At 73.0% G+C, this 14,679-nt stretch carries 11 protein-coding genes; all 11 read left to right on the top strand.

Annotation, left to right across the window (positions count from 1 at the left end; genetic code table 11):
- Positions 1 to 70 precede the first annotated feature (70 nt).
- The 11 genes from AMK33_RS06590 (at position 71) to AMK33_RS06540 (ending at position 14,577) form a co-directional block, all read left to right on the top strand.
- On the top strand, positions 71 to 1,048 hold the full coding sequence (locus AMK33_RS06590; protein ID WP_073931782.1) for a helix-turn-helix domain-containing protein: 978 nt from the start codon (positions 71 to 73) through the stop codon (positions 1,046 to 1,048).
- 438 nt (positions 1,049 to 1,486) lie between these two features.
- Positions 1,487 to 1,819: a hypothetical protein gene (locus tag AMK33_RS06585; protein ID WP_030857924.1), complete on the top strand. Its 333-nt coding sequence runs from the start codon at positions 1,487 to 1,489 to the stop codon at positions 1,817 to 1,819.
- 45 nt (positions 1,820 to 1,864) lie between these two features.
- Positions 1,865 to 2,176: a pore-forming ESAT-6 family protein gene (locus AMK33_RS06580; protein ID WP_030857922.1), complete on the top strand. Its 312-nt coding sequence runs from the start codon at positions 1,865 to 1,867 to the stop codon at positions 2,174 to 2,176.
- Positions 2,177 to 2,224: 48 nt separating this feature from the next.
- On the top strand, positions 2,225 to 2,614 hold the full coding sequence (locus AMK33_RS42385) for a DUF6507 family protein (RefSeq protein ID WP_073931781.1): 390 nt from the start codon (positions 2,225 to 2,227) through the stop codon (positions 2,612 to 2,614).
- Positions 2,611 to 5,208: a hypothetical protein gene (locus tag AMK33_RS06570; protein WP_073931780.1), complete on the top strand. Its 2,598-nt coding sequence runs from the start codon at positions 2,611 to 2,613 to the stop codon at positions 5,206 to 5,208. The genes AMK33_RS42385 and AMK33_RS06570 overlap by 4 nt, the downstream gene beginning before the upstream one ends.
- A 140-nt stretch (positions 5,209 to 5,348) precedes the next feature.
- The gene (locus AMK33_RS06565) at positions 5,349 to 6,089 is read left to right on the top strand and encodes an immunity 49 family protein (protein WP_235617997.1); all 741 of its coding nucleotides are present in this window, start codon (positions 5,349 to 5,351) and stop codon (positions 6,087 to 6,089) included.
- Between the two features lie 14 nt (positions 6,090 to 6,103).
- Positions 6,104 to 6,367: a hypothetical protein gene (locus AMK33_RS06560; RefSeq protein WP_073931778.1), complete on the top strand. Its 264-nt coding sequence runs from the start codon at positions 6,104 to 6,106 to the stop codon at positions 6,365 to 6,367.
- Between the two features lie 31 nt (positions 6,368 to 6,398).
- A complete protein-coding gene (eccD, locus tag AMK33_RS06555) occupies positions 6,399 to 7,769 on the top strand; it encodes a type VII secretion integral membrane protein EccD (RefSeq protein WP_443030905.1) in 1,371 nt (456 codons plus the stop codon).
- A gap of 13 nt (positions 7,770 to 7,782) precedes the next feature.
- Complete coding sequence (locus tag AMK33_RS06550) at positions 7,783 to 9,069, top strand: MinD/ParA family ATP-binding protein (protein WP_073931776.1); 1,287 nt, start codon at positions 7,783 to 7,785, stop codon at positions 9,067 to 9,069.
- A 97-nt stretch (positions 9,070 to 9,166) separates the two neighbouring features.
- Complete coding sequence (gene eccCa / locus AMK33_RS06545) at positions 9,167 to 13,174, top strand: type VII secretion protein EccCa (RefSeq protein WP_073931775.1); 4,008 nt, start codon at positions 9,167 to 9,169, stop codon at positions 13,172 to 13,174.
- Positions 13,171 to 14,577, top strand: a complete 1,407-nt coding sequence (locus AMK33_RS06540; protein WP_073931774.1) for a DUF6177 family protein — start codon at positions 13,171 to 13,173, stop codon at positions 14,575 to 14,577. The genes eccCa and AMK33_RS06540 overlap by 4 nt, the downstream gene beginning before the upstream one ends.
- Positions 14,578 to 14,679 lie beyond the last annotated feature (102 nt).

The following is a 14,679-nucleotide window of genomic DNA, read 5'->3' as shown; positions in this document are numbered from 1 at the left end:
GGCCCCGGTTCCTTAGGATGTCCTCCTGGGCAGGATGCGGACGTCCGGTACGCGTTGGGGGCGTGTGGCGATGCTGGTGCAGGAGTTCCGGACCGGAGTGGTGCCGCCCGCCGAGCGGTGGGACTTGTGGCAGGACGTCGCCACGCGGACGCACGTGCCCAACCTGCTGCGCAGTGAGCGCAGCGACGACTTCGAGGCCACGATGCGGGTCCTGCCGCTGGGGGACCTGCAGATCGCCGAGCTGGACCTGCCGCACCTGGACACCGTGCGCACACCGCGCACCATCCGGCGTTTCGACCCCGAGGTCCTCCAGATCAACTGCCAGCTCGCCGGTGACGGCGGGATGGCGCAGGACGGCACCGAGGCGGTGTTCGGGACGGGGCAGCTCATCATGGCCGACACCAGCCTCCCGTACGACGTCCGCATCAACAGGACGTCGCAGCGGTCCACGACGGTGGTCGTCAGCCTGCCCCGGGCCCGGCTCCCGCTGCCGCCGCGCGCGGTGCGCCGCCTGCTGGCGGTGCCGGTCCCGGTGGACCGGGGCATGGGCGGCGCGCTGCACCGCTGGCTGGCCGATGTCGCCCGGCGGGCCGACGAGTTCACCGAGGCCGACGCGCCCGCGCTGGCCTCGGTGACCACGGATCTGCTCGCCTCCCTGCTCGGCCGCTGCGTGGACTCCGAGGACGCGCTGCCGCCGGAGTCCCGCCGGCGTGCCCTGCACACCCGGATCCGGGACTTCATCGACCAGAACCTGGGCGATCCGTCGCTGTCCCCGGCGACCGTGGCGGCGGCCCACGGCATCTCGGTACGGCATCTGCACCAGCTGTTCGCGGCGGAGGGCGAGGCCCCGGCGGCCTGGATCCGCCACCGCCGGCTGGAGCGGTGCCGCCGCGACCTGGCCGACCCCCGGCTGCGGGGCCGCTCCGTCCACGCGATCGCCGCGCGGTGGGGCTTCACCGACGCGGCCACCTTCAGCCGCGTCTTCCGCCGCGCGTACGGCATGACGCCGACGGACCACCGCCATCACCACGCGGGCCGCAACTGGTAGGGGCGGCCCGGCGTGTCCTGCCGGAATCGACAAGATCCCTGCACGGACGGTCAAGGATTCAACCGCCCGGTGGGCGCATGCTGGTGCCCGTGCACAGTGGGGGCTGTGCACCAGCGGGGAGCAGGGGGGAAGCAACGTGCGGTGCCGGCGAACGTCGGCGTCCGATCCGGCACCGCACGGCTTGCGCTCCGCGCGAGCCGGAAGGAACCGTTCTCTCGCTCTCGCACGAGCCCGGTCCCGGCTCCGGCCCGCGTGCTCCACGAACCGTGCCGCCGTCCCGGCGAGTACCCCGCACCGACGCGCGCGGGCATCGGCATTGTCCCCACCATGTCCGGATCGCGTCACACCGTGATCAACGGCGTTGCGTCCGCAACGGGTTGTGCGACAACATGTTCGAACAGCTTTGTGATGCGTACGTGACGCACGGGGGTGACACACGTGAAGTTCGACATGGGGTCGACGACCCTGTCGGAACTGGGAAAGAACACGTCCGGTTCGAGCACCGACCTGGGCACGCTGATCCGCATGCTCATCCAGGCGGCCGAGCCGCTGGAGGGCAAGTTCAACGGTTCCGGAAAGGTCGCCTTCGACTCGTTCAAGACGCGCGCGGACGAGATCACCGCCGCGCTGAACGAGTCGCTCGGCGCGATCCTCGAAGGCCAGGGCGGCATGGACACCGCGTTCACCACCGGTGAGACCGAACAGCAGGACAACGCCCAGAAGAACATGGGCGCGGCCAACTTCGACGCGGCCCGCTTCGGCGCGCGCTAGACCGCCGGCCGGGGCAGAGGCCGACAACCACAGGGGGTTTTGACGATGGGCCAGAATCTGGACCGCCGCTCCTACGACACCGGCGCGTCGAGCGAGGTGCAGGGTGGTCTGCAGGGGATCGTCGGACAGTTGGAGCGCGTGCTGGCCGACCGCGACAGGGCCGTGAAGGCCGCCATGGCCGACTTCCAGGCCGACGGGGTCTCCGAGGAGTACCACGGCAAGGAAATGCGCTGGAACCGCGCGGCCGACGAGGTGCGCAACATCATCCGACTGGTGCGCACGACTCTCGAGGAGAACGACGGGACGGCCCAGTCGACGATGGCGAAGGCGCGGGCGGCGGTCGACAACATCGGCTGACGCGGGCGCGTCGGCGGGCGACGGCACACGGGAGTACGGGGAATCCACATGACGGGGTGGGACATATCGCCGTCGGGCGTGCAGCACGTCCTCACGGAGACGGCGAAGGCGGCCGAGGGCCTCTCGAACACCGGGAAGGCCCTGCAGGAGACCATGCCGAGCGCGGCGAAGTCCGCCGGCACGATCCAGCAGGGCGGCGTGGAGAAGAGCGGGGTCCAGGGCCCGGTCGCGGCGGCGCTGGGCGAGTTCTTCACCGCCTACCAGGAGAAGCTGATGTACGTCGCGGTGCGCACGTCGAACTCCCTCAACGGGGCGGCCGGCGCGACCAACGCGTACGTCAAGGGTGACCTGGAGATGGCCGCGCAGGCCCAGGCGAACGCGCTGAAGGAACCGAAGATCGACCTGCCGGGCGCGGGTGGGCAGCAGGGGGGCCAGTGAGCGCGGACCTCATCGATCCGCAGAACATCCCGCAGTTCACCGGAGACCTGGAGCAACTGGGCACGGACCACATGCTGCTGACGGCGGAGGCCATCGCCTTCCGCCAGTCCGGGTCGGACGTGCACACCCGCTTCCAGGGGCTGTCGGCGTGCTACACGGCGCCGGAGGCGGAGCAGTTGTTCGCCACGACGGCGCCGGTGGCGGCCAAGGCCGACGAGTTCGCCGACGACTTGGAGAAGGTGGCGGCGGCCCTCAGCTCGTACGAGACGGAGATCCAGCCGCTCGTGGCCAAACTGAAGAGCCTCAAGCAGCGTGCGGAAACCTTCCGTCAGCAGATCGCGGGGGACGACGACTGGCGCGAGGACGACGACAACGTCCAGCTCAACAACGACCTGGTGTACGACGTCAACGCCACCGCGGAGGCCTTCTGGCTGGCGGAGATCTCCTGCCACAACAAGATCACCGCGCTGGTGGGCGGCTCGACGCTGATCATCGAGGACGGCGCCCAGCAACGGCTGGTGAAGCTCGGCACCAGCACCTACGGCTTCACCGCCGACCTCCTGGACCAGTCCGAGGAACTGCCCTGGGGCAAGACCGTGGAGAAGGAGCGGCACGGGCTCGACTGGCTGGGACACCAGCTGATGGAGTTCGGCAAGGGCTTCGTCGTCGACGGCGTGTGGGGCACGATCCGGGGCCTCGGCACCCTCGTCGGCTTCGACGGCTGGGACGCCGCGGGCGAGGCGTGGAAGGGGCTCGGCAAGCTCGCGACCGGCGTGCTCATCACCGCGGTGCCCGTCGTCGGCGTCGCCTACTGGGCGATGCCCGAGGACAAGCTGCCCTCCTACCTGCGTGACTCCCGCAACGCGGTCAAGGAGACGGGCAAGGCGCTGGTCGCCTGGGACCAGTGGGACGAGAACCCCGCACGGGCGGGCGGCGCGGTCACCTTCAACGTCCTGACGACGGTCTTCACCGGAGGAGCCGGAGCGGCGGCGAAGGGCGGCGCGGTGGCCCGTACGGTCGGCGCGCTCGGCAAGACGGCCCGGCTCGTCGATCCCATGACGTACCTCGGCAAGGCCGCCACGTTCGGCACGGTCAAGGTCACCGACCTGTTCGCCGGCCTGCGGGGCGTGCACGCGGGCGCGTACGCCGACATCCTCTCCGGAACGGGACGGGTCCAGCCCGACGGCAGCGTGGTCCGGGTCGCCGACGACATGCCGGTCATCCGCGACAACGTCGTGGAGTGGCCGGACGGAACCCGGCTGAACCTGGACGACGGCTCGGTCGTACGCGCGGACGGCACGGCGGCGCCGGCGAAGGTGGAACTGTCGGCGGCGGACCGGGAACTGCTGGAGCGGAGCCTGCCGCACGAGGAGGGTGTGCTCGTCGGGGCGGGCGAGCGGGCAGGCGTGCACGCGGCCGGGGAGACGGCGGCCCACGTCGGCGGTGACGCGACGGGCCGGGCCGGCGGGAACACGGCACCGACCGCTCACGCCGGCGAGCACGCCGGGGCGCGCGGCACGGACACGGTGCCCGCACGCGACACCGGGGGCCATGCGGCGGGCGGTGACGGGCACGCGGGCGGCGGGGCCGACAGCGGCTCGGTTCCCGCCCAGCACGGCGGGACCGGTGGCGGTCGCGGTGGCGGAGACGGCTCGGGCGGATCGCCGTCCGGCAGCCGCGATCCGCTGGATGCCGAACGCGAGGTCATGCGCCGGCAGGTCGAGCGGGCCAACAACGACCCCCAGTGGTTCAAGGAGCACTACCGCGAGAACGGATACCGGCGCTCCACGTCCGCCGAGGGCGGGTACGGCCAGGCCGTGCCCCAGCTCACGCGCAACCCGTTCGCGCCGCCCAAGTGGATCGCGGCGAGTGACATGCCTCCGGCGATCAAGGAGGACTACATACGCCCGGATCCCATCCCGGGCAAGGTGTCGGATCTCCCCGACGAGGTTCTGAAGGACCTGAACGAACAGGCCGCCAAGCGGGACGCGGCCGTCAAGGCCGACAGGGCGGCGGAGGACGCCCTCGCAGCCGCGGAGAAGGCCTACGCGGCCAACCCCACGGACGAATTGGCCGCCGCGAGGGATCTCGCCGACAAGACGCACTCACCGCTCCACGGCGACGCCAACCGGCAGGGCGAACTGCTCGGCGAGTACGCGGCCGAGCGCCACGCGATCCCGGAGCACTACGCGGGTGCGGTGCGCCTGGACGACGGGGCGTTCGGGAACAACCGGTTCGACCAGGTGTACCGGACGCCGGACGGCCGGTATGTCGTCGTCGAGGCGAAGGGGTCCACGAGAGCATCCCTCGGAGTGCGCAAGGGGCACAGTGGGCGGTTGGTGACACAGGGGACGCGGGAATACTTCAAGACCATCCTGAAAGAAATGGAAAAAAGAGCCAAGAGGTACGAAAGCAAGGGAATCAAAACCGGAGACGCGGATCTACTCGACGCGGCAAAGGCAGAACGCAAACTGGCCGATGATCTGAGCAAGGCGCTCGCACAGAGGCAAGTAGACTACGTTCTCGTAAAAGCCAAGCCTGACGGAGCTCAGTACGCCGGCTATGAAATGCTGCGTTTCAATATAGAGAAATGAGGAGACCGCACGTGCCGACGAGGATTCCACGGCCCGCGCTGGAGGGCCCCCACCAAATTCCGGACGCATTCCGAGAGGAACTGAACGCCCGCACTCTCTCGAAGATCGAAGACCTCGAGAAGTACCCGGACAGCTTTGATATGGCTTTCAGCAGCGCCCTGAGCACGGCCAAACTGCAGACCCTCGACGACCCCACCGCCGACAAGCTGGAGACGTGGGAAGCCTGGGTCATGGCCATGCAGGTCGGGTCCGCCCTGTTCGCCTCGGCCACCGCCCCGGAGGGGTCCACCGTCGAGTGCATGATCGGCCACGAGGTACGGACGATCCCCGCCGTGGGGATCACGCATTTCGTGGATGCGGGTACCTGGCTGGAAGCCTTCTGGCTGGCCGTCGTCTGCCGGGACCAGGCGCGGATGACGCGGTTGTGCGAGGTGCCGGTCGAGACGCTGCGGGCCTCCGGCGCCGTCTTCGAGGAGTACATCTACCACTGGGTGGACACCCTCCAGACCTACTGGCTGGAGCGGCCGGGGCTCGGCGAGAAGCTGGTCGCCGCGTTCGACGGGACCGACCCGGACCGGCTGCGGTTCATGGACCGCGAGATGATGCTCAAGGTCCTGTATCCGCCGATCAATCTGTTCTACCGCTTCGTCGGCCGGGACGCCGACCAGTTCAACGAGGCCCTGGTGCAGGGGCTGGAGCTTCACAAGGAGTACTGGACGGCGAGCGAGGAGCGTGAGGAATCCGGTGAGGGCGACATCCCTCTCGCGATCCTCGCCCTCGCCTGCCTCGCCCACGACGCCGGACTGCCCGTCGAGGTCGAGTCGGAGTACCTGCCCGAGAACCTGCTCAAGCGCAGCTGGCTGGGCGAGTTCCCCACGTGAGGTAGGTGACCGGTATGACCGCTCAGGACTACGACAGCCAGCTCCTCGAGTCCGTCTCCGTGCGGCGACGGCGGTTGCGGGACGCCCTGGTGTTCGGGGCGCAGCGGCAACGGCGGGCCGTGGACGAGCGGATGGGGAAGGCGGTCGCCGGGGTGGTGATCGCGGCCGTGCTGTGCGCGGGATGCGTGGGGTGGTCGTTCGTGTCCCACCGGTTGATCGGGCAGAGCCCGTACTCCCCTGGCGTTTCCACGCCTTCCGACAGTCCTGCGAGCCGGTGATAGGTTCGCGATCGTGATGTCTACGGGGGCCTTGAGCAGGGAAACGGCCGGTGGGCCGACGGTGTTGAGCCGGGTCACGCTCGTCGGTGAGCGGCGCCGCGTCGACCTGGTGCTTCCGGCGCGGGAGCCGGTCGGGCTGCTGCTGCCCGAGATCATGCGGTTGCTGGACGACCGTGTGGAGGGGCGGCCCGCATCGCGTCACCTCGTCACGGTGGACGGCTCCGCGCTCGATCACGACAGCACACTGGAGACGGCGGGCGTCCGCGACGGCGCCGTGCTGCGTCTCGTCCGCGCGGAGGACGCCCCGCCCGCCCCCGTCGTGCACGACGTCACCGACGAGGTGGCGGAGGATCTCGGTCATCGGGCATGGGTGTGGGGGCCGGCCGCGCGCCGGGTCACGGCGGGTGCCGCGAGCGTGGGCTGGATGGTCGTCGCCGCTCTGTTCGCGCGTGCGCAGTACGACCGGACGGTCGTCGCCGGTGCCCTGCTCGCCGTGGCCGGCCTGGCCGCGGTCACGGGTGCGGTCCTGGGGCGGCTGCGCCGGCACGGGCCGGCCGCGACCCTGCTGTGCGGCGCGGGCGCGCTCGGTGTGCCGGGTGTGTGGAGCCTGGTCGACGTCGTCGGCGGATCCTCGGCGGGCGCCCTGCGGCTCGCCGGGGTGGCCGCCGTGAGTGTGCTGGTCCTCGCCCTGCTCGGGCTGTTCACGCCGCTGGGGCGGGGCGGGGTCGTGGGCGCCGGTGCCGTGGCCGTGGCCGCCGTCGGCTGGGAGGCCGTCGTGGCCGTGCAGTCCGGTGCCGGGACGGCGGAGCAGCAGGCCCGTGTCGGGGCCGTGCTCGGCGTCGTCTGCGTGGTGGTGCTCGGGATGCTGCCGCGGCTCGCACTGATGGCGTCCGGGCTCTCGGGGCTCGACGACCGCCGAGCTAGGGGGATCTCCGTCAGCCGCCACCAGGTGTCCGCCGCCCTGGCCGCCGCCCACCGCGGGTTGGTGCTCGCCACGGTCACCGTGGCCGGATCGGCCGCCGTGGCCGCCGTACTGGCGCTGCGGGACCCCTCCGTGTGGACGGTGCCGCTGGCCGCGGTCGTCGCGGTGGTGCTGGCTCTGCGGGCCCGGGCGTTTCCGCTGGTCGCCGAGGTGGCCGTGCTGTTGGCCGCCGCGGCGGGCGTCGTCGTGCGGTTGCTGACGGTGTGGGCGGAGCGGTCCTCGGCCGCGGCAGCGCCGGCCGTCCTCGTCGTGCTGGCGGTCCTGCCGCTCCTCGTGCTCGCCGTACAGCCGGCCGAGCACGTGCGGGTCCGGCTGCGGCGGGCCGGTGACCTGCTCGAATCGGTGGGGGTCATCGCGCTGCTCCCGCTGCTCGTCGGCGTGTTCGGTGTGTACGGGCGACTGCTCGGCACCTTCGCTTAGGAGGCGCGGCGGTATGGCGCGGGAGCAGGGGGATCAGTGGCGGGAGCAGCCGTCGGCACACGGTGGTGGCGGCGACTGGCAGCGGGACGTGCTGCGGGAGCTGGGCGGCGGCTCCGGGAGCGGCCACCCGGGTACGGATGTCCGGCCCGGCGAGCCCGCGCTGCGGCTCGTGCACCCCGCACCCCCGCAGCCCGCGGCCACGGCGCCGGAAGCGGGGTCGGACACGGGCGGTGACGCGTCCGGCCCGCCCGACGCTCCGGGCGGCCCCGCGTCCCCGGCCCCCATGTCCGGCGCGGGGTCCGCCGACGAGCCGACCCCGGAGCGGCCCTCCCCGCACGCCGCCCCTGCCCCCGCCCACGACCCCCGCCTCCCCGCAGCCCCCGCCCCCGAGTCCTCCCCCACCCTCGACCCCCGTCTCCTCCTCGCCCTGAAACGCCCCCCGCACGGCGACTCCGTGACCCGGCGCACGGGGCGGACCCTGCGCAAACTCACCTCGTCCGTGGCCCAGGACGTCGCCGAACGGACCAGGATCGCCCGCGAGTTGCAGCAGCCCGTCACCACGGGCCGGGTGGTGGCCGTCACCTCCATCCGTGGCGGTGTCGGCAAGTCCACCGTCTCCGCGTTGCTCGGGCGCACCCTCAACCACTACCGGCACGACCCGGTGCTCACACTGGAGGCGGACGCCGCGCTGGGCACCCTGCCGGTGCGCATGGGCGCGGAGGCGGTGCGCTGGACGCTCGCCGATCTCGCACCGATCCTCCACCCGTCCATGCAACTGACGGACGTGACCGGCTACCTGGTGCCGGTGTCGGACGGCGGCTGGCTGCTGCCCGCGAGCCGGGGCCAGGTCGGTCCGCCGCTCGACATGGTGTCGTACCGCAAGGTGACGCTGGCGCTGCGCCGCTACTTCGCCGTGAGCGTGGTCGACTGCGAGACGCTCCCCGGCGAGGTGGCCCGTACGGCCATGGACACCGCGCACGCCCGGGTGGTGGTCGCGCCGGCCACCGCGGAGGGCGTCGGCGCCACCCGCCAGGTACTGGACTGGCTGGCCCGGTTGCCGCACTCCGCCCTGGCCACGACGGTCGTGGCGCTGGTGTCGAACACCCCCGACACGCTCCTCGACGACAAGACGGCCGTCGGGCACCTCAAGGAGGCCGGTGTCACCGTCGTCACCGTGCCGTACGACCGTCATCTGGCCGGTGGCGGCCCCATCCGCACCGACCTCCTGGCACACACCACGCGGCAGGCCGCCCTGCGGCTGGCCGCCGAGGTGATGGAGCGCGCGGTGAGGGTGCGCTGAGTGTCCGGCCGGTGCGCCCCGGCCCGCGCCCGCCCCTCCTCCGCCACGACCCGCTCAGCCCCTTTTCCGTCACGACCCGCTCCGGAGAAGTCCGCCCGTGACCCTGCAGATCGTCCACCGGCCCGCCCGCAGCACCCGCCCCCCGGAACCCGCCCGGCCCCGTACGGTCGAGGCGCCGCCCAACCTGCCCGAGGGGAAGATCGGCAACGCGGCCACCGCGCTGCTGCCGATGGCCGGCGTCATGGGCTCCGTGATCATGATGACCGTGGTCCGCAACAGCCGGTTCGCTGTGGTGGGCGCGGTCGTGCTGGTCTTCGCGCTGCTGGGTGCGGTGGCGCTGTTCCTGTCGCAGCGGGGCAAGGCGCAGCGCACCCGGCGCACGCAGCGTGAGCGCTACCTGGAGTACCTGGAGGAGCTGCGGGAGGAGCTCGGCGCCGCGGAGCGCCGGCTGCGGGACGCGGAGCGGGAGCTGAATCCGCCGCCGGACGCGCTGTACGACCTGGTGCGGGACCCCGCCCGGTTGTGGGAACGGCGCCGCCGGGACGCCGACTTCCTACGGGTGCGGGTCGGTCTCGGTGACGTACCCGTCCAGGAGCCGGCGATCCAGCAGAGCGGCGCCGGCGGGGTGCTGACGCCGCCGGACCCGTTCATGCTCAACGAGGCGCGCGCCCTGCAACGCCGGTTCGCGACGGCCACCGACGTGCCCTTGACGGTGCCGTTGGACCGCGCCGGGAACGTCAGCGTCGTCGGCGACCGGGAGGACGTCCTGCGGGTCGCCCGGGCGCTGCTGGTGCAGACCGCGGTGACGCACGCTCCGGACGACGTCGCGCTCGCCCTGGCCGTGCCCGGCGAGCGGCTGGCCGAGTGGGAATGGGCGAAGTGGCTGCCCCACGTGCTGGATCCGCAGGCACACGACGGTCCGGTGGCCGCCCGTCGTATCGCGCCCGAGGTGCGGCAGCTGGCCGAACGGCTGCGGCACGAGCTGGGCCGGCGGTCCGCGTACGCGGCGGAGGTACGGCGTGGCCTGGCCGACCGGAACGCGTTGCGGCTGGCGGGCCGGCTGCTGGTGGTCGTCGACGCCCACGGTGAGCCGGCCGCCGAACTCCCCCGCCCGGACTCGGCGGTCGGGCTGCCGGACATGGGGGTCACCGTGGTGCACCTCCTCCAGGAGCAGGTCCACGAGCCGGACGAGGTGAGCGTGCGCATCACCGTCCACGGCGAGCGGGTGGTCGTCGAGGACCTGCGCGGTTCCGCCGCCGGGGACGCCTCCGCGCCGGGCACCGCCGAAGGCACCGTCGACCCGGTCACCGCGGCCGGGGCGGAGGGCGTCGCCCGGCTGCTGGCCCCGCTACGGCTGTCCCCGGAGTCCGTCGCCGAGGGAAGCCCCGTCACCGGGCCGGTCGACTTCCCCGCGCTCCTCGGCATCGCCGACCCCGCCGACCTCGACCTGCCCGCCCTGTGGAAGCCCCGCAGCGAACGGGACTTCCTCCGCGTGCCCATCGGGCTGACGGACCGGCACGAGCCGGTCCTGCTGGATCTGAAGGAGTCGTCCCAGCTCGGTATGGGTCCGCACGGACTGTGCGTGGGCGCGACCGGTTCCGGCAAGAGCGAGCTCCTGCGCACCCTCGTCCTCGCCCTGGCCGCCACCCACTCCCCCGAGGACCTGTCGCTCGTCCTGGTCGACTACAAGGGCGGCGCCACGTTCGCCCCCTTCGCCGAACTCCCGCACACCGCCGGCATGATCACCAACCTGGAGAACCGGGCCGGGCTCGTCGAACGCGTCCACACCAGCCTCGCCGGCGAGGTCAAGCGCCGCCAGCAGGTCCTGAAGGACGCCGGGAACGTCGCCGACATCGGTCACTACGCCGTACTGCGCGCGACGGAGAGGCCGGACCTCGAACCGCTCCCGCACCTGTTCGTCGTCATCGACGAGTTCGGCGAACTCCTCACCGCGAAGCCGGACTTCATCGACCTGTTCCTGTCCATCGGACGCATCGGCCGCTCCATCGGCGTCCATCTGCTGCTGTCCAGCCAGCGCATCGAGGGCGGCAGGCTCAAGGGCCTGGACACCTACCTGTCGTACCGGCTGGGCCTGCGCACCTTCTCCGCCGACGAGTCCCGCACGGTCCTCGACACCACCGACGCCTTCCATCTGCCGCCCCTGCCCGGATTCGGCTATCTGAAGGTCGACACCTCCACCTACGAACGGTTCAAGGCCGGGTACGTCTCCGGCGTCCACCGCGGCCCCGCGGTGCTCGAGCAGCGGGACGAGGAGCCGCTCGCCCTGCCCTACCCGGCGTACAACACCGCGGAGCGGACCGAGGAGCCGGAGGAGGAACCCGCCGCCGCCCGTCGGGAGACCGGCCCGGCCGTCCTGTCCCTGATGGTCGGCCGGCTCGCCGGCGCCGCGCCCGCCGTGCGCCGCATCTGGCTGCCCCCGCTGCCGGACGCCGTCACCCTGGACGCGGTCGCCGGACCGGCCCGGGTCTCCGAGCACGGGCTGCGCCTGGCGCGTGCCACGGGCGGTATGCGGGTGCCGCTCGGCGTGCTCGACGACCCGGCCCGGCAGTGGCAGGGCCAGTGGGTGCTGGACCTGACCACGGCCGGCGGTCACGTGGCCGTGATCGGCGGCCCCCAGTCCGGCAAGACCACGCTGCTGCGGACCCTCGTGCTGTCCCTGGCGGTCACCCACACGCCCCGCGACGTCGCCGTGTACGGCCTGGACCTGGTCGGCGGCGGCCTGTCGGCGCTGGCCGCCCTGCCGCACGTCGGCGGGGTCGCCGGACGGGCCGACCGGGAACGCGCGGCCCGTACGGTCGCCGAGGTGCGCGCCATGCTCGACGAGCGCGAGGCGGTCTTCCGCGAGCACGGCATCGACTCCGTCGACCAGCTCCGCCGGCTCCGCGCCCAGGGCCGGCTGCCGCAGCTCGGCTCCACCGACGTCGTCCTCGTGGTCGACGGCTTCGGCGCGCTGCGCGACGACTTCGCCGACCTCGACGAGCCGGTCGCCGACCTGCTGAAGCGGGGCGGCGGCTACGGCATCCACGTGGTGGCGGGCATGCTGCGCTGGAACGACGTCCGCATCGCCACCCAGTCGCTCTTCGGCACCCGCGTCGAGCTGCGCCTGAACGACCCCGCCGACTCCTCCGTCGACCGCAAGCTCTCCGAGACCCTCTCGCCGGACGTTCCCGGCCGGGTGCTGACCGACGGCAGACTGTTCGCGCAGGCCGCCCTGCCCCGTATCGACGGCTCGCCCACGACCGGTGACCTGGGCCCGGCCCTGGACGAGGCGGCCCGGACGGTGCGCGCCACCTGGCACGGCGAGCCCGCCGCCCCGGTGCGGGTGCTGCCGGCCCGGCTGCCGGCGGCCCGGCTGCCCTCGCCGGCCGCCGAACCGCGGCGGATACCGGTCGGCCTCGACCAGGACGCCCTCGCCCCCGTGCTGCTCGACCTCTTCGGCGGCGACCAGCACCTGCTGGTCCTCGGCGACAACGAGTGCGGCAAGACGAACCTGCTGAAGCTGATCGTCGCCGGGCTCGTCGAACGGTACTCCGACGACGAGCTGGTCTTCGGTGTCTTCGACCCCCGTCGCGGCCTGCGCGGCGTCGTCCCGGAACCGTACCGGGGCGGCTACGCCCACAACGCCACGCTCGCCTCCGCCCTCTCCACGGGCATCGCCGCCGAACTCCGGAAGCGGATGCCGGAGACCGCCGACCCGGACGCTCCCGAGACCGGCGAACCCGCCTTCCGGGGCCCGCGGATCGTCATCCTCGTCGACGACTACGACATCCTCACCACCGCCGGACAACAGCCCCTCGCGCCCTTCCTGCCGTACGTGTCCTCCGCGCAGGACATCGGCCTGCACTTCGTGCTGGCGCGCCGCACCGCGGGAGCCTCCCGCGCTCTGTACGAACCGCTCCTGACCACACTGCGCGAGACGGGCGCCACCGCCCTGGTGATGACCGGCGACCGCACCGAGGGACAGCTCTTCCCCGGCCTGTACGCCTCCCGGCAGCCACCCGGCCGCGGCACCCTGGTCCGCCGCGGCCGGAACCACCGGCTCGTCCAGACCGCGCTGGCCGGAGCCGGAGAGGAGAAGTCGTGACCAAGGACGTCATCGCCCTCACCCCGAGGATGCCGGACACCTGGGCCCTGCTGACCGGCCTGTACGCGGGCGGCCCCGGGGCGGGCGTGACCGCCGGCTCCGGAGGCGCCGTGCTGCGGCTGTGCGCCCCGGACGGCAGGCCCCTCGTGTCCGTGGAGGCCCCGCTGCTGGTCCAGGTCCCCGGGGAGGCCGAACGGCTGCTCGGCCGGGACGTGCCCGTGCCGTTCTGGTGGACCGAGGTCCGGGCCTCCGGCGCCGTGCCCGAGGCCGAGCGGCTGGCGGGATCCGTGTGCGGGCGGCTCGCCCTGCTGCTGGGCGGCAGCACCTGGCCCGGGCCGGCGGGCACCGAGGTCGTGGACGTGCGCGCGGCCGTCGCGCCGGACGACGGACAACCGGTCGTGGACGTCCTCACCGACAGCACGTCCGTCGTCCTGGCCGACCGGCCGGTCCTGGCCCTGACCACCTGGCTCTCCGAGGTGCTGCGCGGCACCTCCGGATCGGACCGTGCCCTGCAGATCGTCACCCCGCCGCACGTCCGGCTCAGTGCCCCGGCCCGTGCCACCCTCCTCCAAGTGCCCAACCGCTGGGTCGTCCAGGACCCGGATCAGGGCTATTACGACGGGCTGTCCGGGGCGGTGCTGCGCTGGCGGGACGGGACGTTCGCGCCCGTGCCCGGGGCGGACGGCACGGCCCCGGTCGCCGAGGCGTTCGGCCGGACGTCCCCGTCGGGTGACCGGCAGCTCGTCGTGGCGTTCCGTACGACGCTCCCCGCGCACGAGGACGTCGTCCTGGGCGAAGGGCTCGAGACCGCCTGGCGCGCGCTCACCGGCTCGGCGCCGGCCGGCTGGGGCACCGCGGAACCCGTCAACCTGCCCTGGTCGCCGCGTCGGCTGACCGGTCTGGCCCGTGACCGGGCCCCCGAGCCGACCCATCTGATCGTGACGGGGCATCCCGACCGGCCCGCGCTGGCGTGGATCCGGGTCACGCGGACGACCGCCGGGGTCGAGCAGGACGTGACGCTCGTCCTCGGATACGGGGAGGGTGAGGAACCGCCCCTGGAGGCGATCGCCCCGCTCGCCGAGGTGCTCGTCGCGGAGCACGGTCTGACGACGATGCTGACCTCGGTGCGGCGGGCCTCCCGTGACCTCACCACGGGACCCGTGCTCCAGGCCCCTCCCGTCCCGGTCGCCTTCACCCTGGGCGCGCGGGACGTACGGGGCATCGGCCTCACCCATGCCCGTCGCCCGCCCGTCGAGGTACGGCCCGTCGTCCTGGGGCCCGCGTCCGGACCGGCCCTGCACTACCCGCTGGGGGACGGGTCGGACGCCGGTGCCCTCGTCGAGCTGCACCGCCTGGCGGCGCATCTACGGGCCGGTGTGCCGGGTGCGGGGGCGGAGGCCTGACGGTGTGCTCCACGCGGGACGGGACGACAGGGCACGGGAAGACCTCTCCCCAGAGCTTCTCCCGCGCCCCGCGCCTCCGCGCGCGGCGACCCGGGCCGTGCA

The sequence above is a fragment of the Streptomyces sp. CB02400 genome, from assembly GCF_001905725.1.
Taxonomy (GTDB): Bacteria; Actinomycetota; Actinomycetes; order Streptomycetales; family Streptomycetaceae; genus Streptomyces; species Streptomyces atrovirens.
This window is presented reverse-complemented; position numbering and strand designations above follow the sequence as displayed.

Coding starts and splice junctions, on each gene's coding strand:
- AMK33_RS06550 (WP_073931776.1), top strand. CDS start 7,783: ATGGCGCGGGAGCAGGGGGATCAGTGGCGGGAGCAGCCGTCGGCACAC.
- AMK33_RS42385 (WP_073931781.1), top strand. CDS start 2,225: ATGACGGGGTGGGACATATCGCCGTCGGGCGTGCAGCACGTCCTCACG.
- AMK33_RS06590 (WP_073931782.1), top strand. CDS start 71: ATGCTGGTGCAGGAGTTCCGGACCGGAGTGGTGCCGCCCGCCGAGCGG.
- AMK33_RS06580 (WP_030857922.1), top strand. CDS start 1,865: ATGGGCCAGAATCTGGACCGCCGCTCCTACGACACCGGCGCGTCGAGC.
- AMK33_RS06565 (WP_235617997.1), top strand. CDS start 5,349: ATGGCTTTCAGCAGCGCCCTGAGCACGGCCAAACTGCAGACCCTCGAC.
- AMK33_RS06560 (WP_073931778.1), top strand. CDS start 6,104: ATGACCGCTCAGGACTACGACAGCCAGCTCCTCGAGTCCGTCTCCGTG.